Raw genomic sequence first — 7586 nt, 5'->3', positions numbered from 1 at the left:
GCTTCAGCTGACCGGCCGCGGGCTTGTTCGACGGCTTCGGCGATCATGCCGCTCTCCAGAGAAAATTCCCGGCTGCCGCTGGCCAGGCGGTCGCTGATCGGCTGGCCGCTGAGCGTGAAGATGATCGAGGCGCGGCGCTCTTTTACAACCGTCAGGTCTCCGAATTCAGCCATCTTGAAAAACTCGATTAAGTCTTCCATTTCGCTCAAGGCATACTTGCGGGTGATCCGCTTGCCGGCCCAGTAAAGTATGGCCGGGGTGTCCCCGCCTAAAATCGTTGGCAACAAGAAGTCGCGGTATAGTTGATTTACAAAATATACGTGTTCGTTGTGTTCTGACATAATCCTCATCCTTATTCGCTGTCTTAATTCTACCGTAAATGTTACAGTATGGTGAAATTTTTTGACAAGTTTTAGAAAAAGGCTAGGAAATGGTCTAAAAAAAGAAAAAACTTGTCTTTGACTGAAAAAGCGCTGAAAATAAACTCAATAACTTATTTTGAAAGTTCGAAAAGGCTTGAATAAGTGGTAAAATTTCAGTAGAGAGATTTTATATATTTTGAAATGATAGGAGTACCATATGACTCAAGTACTATTGTTTGCTACGGATAATCAAAACAAAGTTAAGGAATTGCAGGAAGCTTTTAAAAAGGCTGGTCTGGATATTGAGCTTAAGTCAAACGCGGATTTGGAAAACCCGCCGTACGTCAATGAAAAGGGTACGACCTTTGAAGCCAATGCCAAATTGAAGGCACACGCTTTGGCAGAATACAGCAAGCTGCCGACTTTGGCAGACGACTCTGGTTTGCGGGTTGCCAAATTGAACGGCGCTCCTGGCGTTCACTCAGCCCGTTACGGCGGTGAAGCCCACAACGACGCCAGAAACAACGGCAAGCTTTTGGCAGCTTTGGGCGGCGTGCCGCAAAAGGACCGGCAGGCTAAATTCGTCAGCGTCTTGGTTTTGACCATGCCTGGCCACGAAGACAAGGACCTGGTAGTTACCGGGACCTGTGAAGGTGAAGTCCTGGCCATTCCGCGCGGCGAAGACGGTTTTGGCTACGACCCGCTCTTCTACGTGCCAAGCAAGGGCAAGACTTTCGCGGAAATGACCACGGAAGAAAAGAACGAAGTTTCTCACCGGGGCAAGGCAGTCAAGGCTTTGATCGAAGAACTGCCAGCATGGCTTGCCCAATTTAACTAACAGTAAACTAAAAATGCTGAGCCGCGGCTCAGCATTTTTAAATCAAGCTTTTTTACTGTTGATGATGACCGGCTCCTGGCCGAATTTGACCTGCTTTTCTTTCAAAAGCTGCAGGTAGCCCTGCCAGTAAGCCTGGCGGACTTTGCCTTCAAAGCCAGGCTTGACCTGGAAGTGGACCCGGTAGGTGATCGTCTGTCCCTGCTGGCTGATGACCCCGATCTGGCTTGGCCCGCTGACCAGCTTTTCATGCCAGTCAAGCAGCTTTTCGTCAGCCTGGTCAAGCAGGCTGGAGAGCTGCTTTAAGTCGGTGTCAGCGTCAAGGTTCAAATCCAGATTAAGGCCGATGCCGCCATGGGTCAGGTTTCTGACGATGGAAATCTGCCGGTTGGGGATGTAGATCAAGGTGCCGTCAGTGGTGACAATTTGTGTGGTTCTAAGCCCCAGCTGGGTAACGGTCCCGGTTTCGGTGCCGATCTCAATATTGTCGCCCACGTCAAACTGGCCTTCGCTCAAAATGAAGAAGCCGTTGACCAGGTCGCTCATGAAGCCCTGGGCGCCAAGGCCGATGGCCAGGGAGAAGATCCCGGCACTGGCAATCAAGGTGCCGACAGGGATGCCCAGGATGGTCAAGACTGAGTAGGCGTAAAAGAAGATCACGGTGTAGCGGAAGAGGCTGTTCACCAGGGCTGAGATCGTCTGGCTCCTTTTGGAGAGCGTCAGCTTGTCGCTGTGTTTGTCAAGGTATCTGCCGATGAATTTGTGACCGAAGTGGTTGACCAGGTAGAATACCAAGGTGGAGATCAGCAGCTGCCAGATAATGGAGACGCTGCTGGCAAAAAGTTTGTCGACATCGATCGAGATGCCGACAATTTTGAAGTCAAGATTTTTCATTAAAGAATGCTCCTTTCAGCTATGCTTAAAGGATAACAGAAAAGCGGGCAAAAACTTCGGAAAATCTTTCGATTGTGTCTAAATCGTTTTCATGCTAGACTTTTTTTAGAAAGGAAAGGAAGCAAGCTATGACAATTTCATTTGGCGCTTTAGCCGGTTTGATCGCGGCCATTGCCTTTTTGGTACTGGTTTTGTTCACGATTCCCATGTTGCTTAACGTTTCTAAGACTTTGAAAGAAGCTGAGAAGACAGTGCAATTGACCAATGAATCTTTGGCCAAATTGACTGACGACATGGATGACTTGATGAAGCAGACCGGCGGACTTTTGGAAAAGACGGATGCGCTTTTGCAAGACGTCAATGGTAAGATGGAAACTTTGCAGCCGGTAGTTCAGGCCGCTGCTGATCTGGGCCAAAGCGTCTCAGACATCAACGAATCATCTAAGAAGATGATCAACAAGGTTTCCAATGCCCACTTTACCCGGACGGGAATGATCACTTCCGTAATCACGTCAGCCTTTGCCAGACATTTTCGGCGGAAGGGTCAAGATTAAGAAAAGGAGAACAACCATGAGCAAATTTGGTAGCTTTTTATTAGGGGCCGTTTTTGGGGCTGCTGCTGGGGTTGCAGCTGCCAGCCTGATCTCAGATGACAAGCTTGAAGAAGTCAAGGACAAGATCAAGAGCAATCCAAACGTTGAAGACTTGAAGGAAAAGTACGACAACGGGACGGAAATCTTGAAAAACCAACTGGCTTCTTTCCCAAAGAACATTGAAGACGACTCAGAACTTAAGGACTTCGACGACATCGTGATCGATGACTCAGCCAACCAGTCTGGCGAACAAGATGCCAGCGACCTGGACAACGCTGAAAAGGGCGAAGAAGGGGAAGACAAGCCGGATGATGCAGGTGAATCTGCTGAACCGACCGAACCAACCACGCCGACTAGTCCAGATCAAGAATAGTAAATGCGAATATAAAAAATGACGAGCCGCAAGACTCGTCATTTTTTTGCTTTTTCAGTTTTATTCTTTAACCGGCAGAACCTTCAATTCCTTGCTGGTGTGGGTGAATGGCTTGAAGCCTTCCTTGGTGAGGACCCCGCAGTCTTCGATCCGGACACCGGCAAAGCCTGGGATATAGATCCCTGGTTCAATGGAGAAGCACATGCCTTCTTCCAAAACGACGTCGTTGCCGTTAGCGATGGATGGGAATTCATGAACTTCCATCCCGATCCCGTGGCCCAGGCGGTGGATGAAGTATTCACCATAGCCGGCGTCAGTGATGATCTTGCGGGCTACCCCGTCAAGTTCGCTGGCCGTCATGCCTGGCTTAGCCGCGTCGATGGCTGCTTGCTGGGCAGTCCGGTTGACTTCGTAGATTTCCCGCATCTTGTCGGTTGGTTCCCCGTAAGCAACCGTCCGGCTGGAGTCAGAAGCGTAGCCTTCATGCATGGTCCCCAGGTCAAAAAGCACCAGTTCGTTTGGCTGAACTTGGTTCATGCTTGGACCTTGGTGCGGGTTGGCCGCGTTCTTGCCGGCTTGAACGATGGTGTCAAAGCTGGTCTGCATGACGCCTTTTTGCAGCTTCAATTGATATTCGATCTGGCTGACCACGGCCCGTTCAGTGATCCCGTTTCTAAGAGCTTCAAAACCGATCTGGAAGGCAAAGTCCGCTTCTTCCCCGGCCTTGCGCAGCTTGACCAGTTCGCTTTCCGTCTTGAAAAGGCGGATGTGGGCGATAAAGTCAGACAGGTCCTTGGAGAAGTCAGCGTCCGGGAATTGAGCGTGCAGGGCCTGGTAGTGGGCAACCGTCAAGCCGTTCTTTTCGACAGCCCAGTTTTGGTAGTCCTTGGTCCGCTTCTTGATTTCTTCAGCGATCTTGCTCCATGGGTCTTCGCTGTCCAAGTAGCCGACCACGTCCCCGTCCCAAGCAGATGCCTTGGCTTCTTCATAGTTCAAGGCCGGGCAGAAGATGAAAGGATCAGCATCTTTGAAAGCAAAAAGCTTGAAGATTCTTTCTTCCGGATCAGTGATGAAACCCGTGAAATAGTTGATGGTAGTTGGGCTGGAGATGTAAGCCACATCCATCCCGTTTTCCTGTAACCAATTTTGTAATTTGTCTAAATTCATCGCAAAATTCTCCTTACTGATTGAAATTAACCACAGTATAGCACTAAAAAAGCTGAAAAATTTTGAAAAAACAGCTGTAAGCGATTGCACCAAAAGCGTTATCATGGTATCATTAAATCAGTAATTAGTATTTAGATAGGTGGGGCTGTTATTATGCATAAGCAAGATGTAACTATTTACGATGTTGCCCGAGAAGCGAAAGTCTCAATGGCCACGGTTTCCCGGGTAGTCAACGGCAACAATAATGTTCGCAAGGAAACCCGTGACCGGGTCATGGAAGTAATCAAGCGCCTGCACTACCAACCAAATGCCGTAGCGCAGGGTCTGGCTTCAAAGCGGACCACAACGGTCGGCTTGATTGTGCCTGACTTGACCAACTTGTACTTTGCCGAGTTGTCAAAGGGGATTGACGATATCGCTGTTCTTTACAAGTACAACATTATCATTTCCAGCGTTGAAAACCGGCTGATGAAAGAAGACGCTGTCATCCAAGGCTTGCTCAACAAGCAGGTTGACGGGGTCATCTACATGTCAAACAAGCTGTCTGAAGAAGCTGCCGAAGCCTTCAAGCGGACCGATACTCCGGTCGTATTGGCCGGGACTGTTTCAGACAACCTGGAATTCCCGTCCGTCAACATCGACTACAAGAAGGCCGACACGGAAGCTTTGAACCTGCTCTTAAACGATGGCAAGAAGAAGCTGGCCTTGGTTGTGGGCGACAAGGAAGCGCCGATCAACCGGGACCACCGGATTCCAGCCTTTGAGAAGTTTGTAGCCGACAATGAATTGGAAGGCTGTGAAATTTTTGACAGCATCAAGGACTACTCAGACGGCTACAACCTTTACCCAGAACTGGCCAAGAAGGGGATCAACGGGGCGATCGTCACCAAGGACGTTTCTTCCGTAGGGCTCCTCAACTCAGCTCTGGACCGTGGGGCCAAGGTGCCGGAAGACTTCGAAATCGTGACGGCCAGCGCGACCCAAATCGCTTCTGTCGTTCGTCCGGCTTTGACCACGATCAAGCAGCCGCTCTACGACTTGGGGGCCGTGGCCATGAGAATGCTGACCAAGCTGATGAACGATGAAGGCCTGGAAGAAAAGCACATCGTTTTGCCATATGAACTGATCAAGAAGCAAAGTACTTTGAACAAGTAAGAATTTTGCCAAAGAGCCTGCCAACCGGCGGGCTCTTTTAGTTTTGCCCGGACAAAGGCTGGCTAAGTTTGTGTTACAATCTTTTTATAAGATATGGGGGGAACAAATGGATCATTTATATGAGCAATTCGATCTGATTGAAGAAATCACCAGAAATGATGGCAGTCAGTATTATGAAATTTCCAACATCGACCAAAACGGCTTCGCGGAACTGGCGGTCAACAATGGTTTGATCAAGAGCGTGCGGATTTTGGTCATCAATATTCCGCGCACCAAGGCGCTGGAAACTTATGAGCAGTATATCAACAAGAACTACCAGCTGCACACCTTGATGAACGAGGAAGACTGGGAACACCCGCAATGGGTCGAATGGGACAAGCCGAAAGGCGCGGTTCGGGATGCTTATGAAATGGTTTTGAAAGCCAACAAGATTGGTTAGGAGAAAACAATGGAAACTTTGCGAATTTTGCATACCAACGACTTGCACTCACACTTTGAGCATTTTCCAAAAATCCGGCGCTATCTGAGGCAGGTTCAAGAAACTGCCAAGGCTGACCAGGTTTTGACTTTTGATGCCGGCGACTTCATGGACCGGTCCCATCCCTTGTCCGATGCTACCGAAGGCCAGGCCAACATCCAGCTGATGAATGACTTTCACTACGATGCCATCACGATCGGCAACAATGAAGGGATTTCCAATCCCCACGCCGTTTTGGAGCGGCTTTTTGACCAGGCGGATTTCCCGGTTCTGCTGGCGAACTTGCGCGAAGAGGACGGCAGCTGGCCGGCCTGGGCCAAGAACTACCAGATCCTCAAGACCAAGAAGGGGACGCGCATTGCCCTAGTAGGGCTGACGGCAGCTTATCCTTTGACCTACGGGCCGAATCACTGGCAGATCAAGATGCTGGGGGAGACGATGGACCAGGTTCTGCCGGAAATCGCCGGCAAGTACGACTGCTTGATTCTCCTGACCCACGTCGGCCTCAGAATGGACCAGTGGCTGGCCAAGCATTATCCGGAAATCGACTTGATCGTCGGCGGGCACAGCCATACCTTGCTGGAAAAAGGGATCAAGCAGGGGCATACCTGGATCACCCAAACCGGGAAGTGGGGCAACTACGTGGGCGACATCAGCCTGGAAATCGGCGACGACCACCGGATCGTATCCATCAAGCCGACCACGGTGGCGGTTGCCGGTCTGCCCAGCGAGGACGGAGACGAAGCCGAAATTGCCGGCCTGTATTCCCGGGGGCAGAAAATGTTGCAGGAGCGGCTGGTAGCCAGACTGCCGGAGAAGTTTCATGAGGACAAGCTGGCGGCAGTCGACGTGTCGCTGGAAGCGATCGCTGATTTTGCCGGCACTGACCTGGCGATGCTGAGCACTGGCCTGTTCCTGACGCCGTTTAAGAGCGGCGTAATCAACCAGTTCGACCTGCAGCATGCCCTGCCGCACCCCATGCACGTTGTCAGAAGCACGCTTTTGGGCCGGGACTTGTGGCGCCTGGTCATGGAAGTAGAGAAGAACCGGCACTTTTTGGAGCATTATCCGCTGGTCGGGATGAGCTTCAGAGGGAAAATTTTTGGCCAGGTCTACTACAAGGGGATCAAGTATGACCCGCTGACCCGGAACGTTTACGTCAATGGCCAGCTTCTGGACCCGGCCAAGGAATACCGGATCGCTGTTTTGGACCACTACGTCCTGATTCCCTTCTTCCCGACCCTGGCGATCGTGGGCGAGAATGAATTCCTCTTCCCGCAGTTTTTGAGAGAAGTCGTGGCCGGTTACTTAAGCCGCAAATATCCAGTAAAAAAAGAGAGTGATTTGATTGAAGAAAGAACAGCCAGCTTCCCAAGCTGACAACAAGCCCCTGCACCCGCTGGCCGAAGTGGTGATTGCCGGCGACAAGGTCGTGATCAACCAGCGGGAGTACCGGCTTTTGGTCAACCAGCGCGAAGCCTTGGACAGGGAAGTTTTGAAGCAAAAATACGATCCTTACCTGGATCAATATGATTATCTGGTGGGGGATGTCTCCAGCGAGCACCTGCGCCTTAGGGGCTTTTATAATGACTATGTCAAGACCTCGATTGACCGCAAGAAGTCAACGATCGTCGACTATTTGACGGAATACTGCAACCCGGGGGCGCCATATTTCATTCTGGAATCCCTGCAGCCTAGCCGCAAGCCGCGCCCGAGCCAGCGCCGGCGG

At 50.7% G+C, this 7586-nt stretch carries 10 protein-coding genes; 7 read left to right on the top strand and 3 right to left on the bottom strand.

What is annotated here, in order from left to right; all coding sequences use genetic code 11:
- The coding region (locus tag lacNas_RS02420; RefSeq protein WP_201346550.1) for a YslB family protein at nt 1-341 on the bottom strand (341 nt) is incomplete at its 3' end.
- A 238-nt stretch (nt 342-579) separates the two neighbouring features.
- Here lacNas_RS02420 and lacNas_RS02415 point away from each other — a divergent pair.
- Nucleotides 580-1200, top strand: a complete 621-nt coding sequence (locus lacNas_RS02415) for an XTP/dITP diphosphatase (protein WP_201330889.1) — start codon at nt 580-582, stop codon at nt 1198-1200.
- A gap of 42 nt (nt 1201-1242) precedes the next feature.
- Here lacNas_RS02415 and lacNas_RS02410 read toward each other — a convergent pair whose 3' ends face one another.
- Entirely contained in the window at nt 1243-2091 is an 849-nt protein-coding gene (locus tag lacNas_RS02410) for a mechanosensitive ion channel family protein (RefSeq protein WP_201330890.1), read from the bottom strand.
- Between the two features lie 128 nt (nt 2092-2219).
- On the opposite strand from lacNas_RS02410, the gene lacNas_RS02405 reads away from it, so the two are divergent.
- Nucleotides 2220-2645, top strand: a complete 426-nt coding sequence (locus tag lacNas_RS02405; RefSeq protein WP_201330891.1) for a DUF948 domain-containing protein — start codon at nt 2220-2222, stop codon at nt 2643-2645.
- Nucleotides 2646-2661: 16 nt separating this feature from the next.
- On the top strand, nt 2662-3057 hold the full coding sequence (locus tag lacNas_RS02400) for a DUF1269 domain-containing family protein (RefSeq protein ID WP_201330892.1): 396 nt from the start codon (nt 2662-2664) through the stop codon (nt 3055-3057).
- A 60-nt stretch (nt 3058-3117) separates the two neighbouring features.
- On the opposite strand, the gene pepQ is transcribed toward lacNas_RS02400, so the two are convergent.
- A complete protein-coding gene (gene pepQ / locus lacNas_RS02395; RefSeq protein WP_201330893.1) occupies nt 3118-4224 on the bottom strand; it encodes a Xaa-Pro dipeptidase in 1107 nt (368 codons plus the stop codon).
- A 153-nt stretch (nt 4225-4377) separates the two neighbouring features.
- Between pepQ and lacNas_RS02390 the strand changes: the two genes are divergently transcribed.
- The 4 genes from lacNas_RS02390 to lacNas_RS02375 form a co-directional block, all read left to right on the top strand.
- Nucleotides 4378-5379 (top strand): substrate-binding domain-containing protein, encoded by a 1002-nt coding sequence (locus lacNas_RS02390; RefSeq protein ID WP_201330894.1) that lies wholly within the window; start codon nt 4378-4380, stop codon nt 5377-5379.
- A 106-nt stretch (nt 5380-5485) separates the two neighbouring features.
- The gene (locus lacNas_RS02385; protein WP_201330895.1) at nt 5486-5818 is read left to right on the top strand and encodes a hypothetical protein; all 333 of its coding nucleotides are present in this window, start codon (nt 5486-5488) and stop codon (nt 5816-5818) included.
- 9 nt (nt 5819-5827) lie between these two features.
- On the top strand, nt 5828-7237 hold the full coding sequence (locus tag lacNas_RS02380) for a bifunctional metallophosphatase/5'-nucleotidase (RefSeq protein WP_201330896.1): 1410 nt from the start codon (nt 5828-5830) through the stop codon (nt 7235-7237).
- Nucleotides 7206-7586: YutD family protein (locus tag lacNas_RS02375; RefSeq protein WP_201346549.1), on the top strand; the 381-nt coding region annotated here is incomplete at its 3' end. The genes lacNas_RS02380 and lacNas_RS02375, both read left to right, overlap by 32 nt.

Origin of the sequence: Lactobacillus nasalidis (genome assembly GCF_016587775.1) — a bacterium.
Classification (GTDB): Bacteria; Bacillota; Bacilli; order Lactobacillales; family Lactobacillaceae; genus Lactobacillus; species Lactobacillus nasalidis.
Note: the sequence above shows the minus strand (reverse complement) of the source record. Positions and strands in the feature narration are given on the sequence as shown.

What these genes read in the sequence shown, in the direction of transcription:
- lacNas_RS02415 (WP_201330889.1), top strand. Translation starts at nt 580, where the DNA reads ATGACTCAAGTACTATTGTTTGCTACGGATAATCAAAACAAAGTTAAG.
- lacNas_RS02410 (WP_201330890.1), bottom strand. Translation starts at nt 2,091, where the DNA reads ATGAAAAATCTTGACTTCAAAATTGTCGGCATCTCGATCGATGTCGAC.
- lacNas_RS02405 (WP_201330891.1), top strand. Translation starts at nt 2,220, where the DNA reads ATGACAATTTCATTTGGCGCTTTAGCCGGTTTGATCGCGGCCATTGCC.
- lacNas_RS02400 (WP_201330892.1), top strand. Translation starts at nt 2,662, where the DNA reads ATGAGCAAATTTGGTAGCTTTTTATTAGGGGCCGTTTTTGGGGCTGCT.
- pepQ (WP_201330893.1), bottom strand. Translation starts at nt 4,224, where the DNA reads ATGAATTTAGACAAATTACAAAATTGGTTACAGGAAAACGGGATGGAT.
- lacNas_RS02390 (WP_201330894.1), top strand. Translation starts at nt 4,378, where the DNA reads ATGCATAAGCAAGATGTAACTATTTACGATGTTGCCCGAGAAGCGAAA.
- lacNas_RS02385 (WP_201330895.1), top strand. Translation starts at nt 5,486, where the DNA reads ATGGATCATTTATATGAGCAATTCGATCTGATTGAAGAAATCACCAGA.
- lacNas_RS02380 (WP_201330896.1), top strand. Translation starts at nt 5,828, where the DNA reads ATGGAAACTTTGCGAATTTTGCATACCAACGACTTGCACTCACACTTT.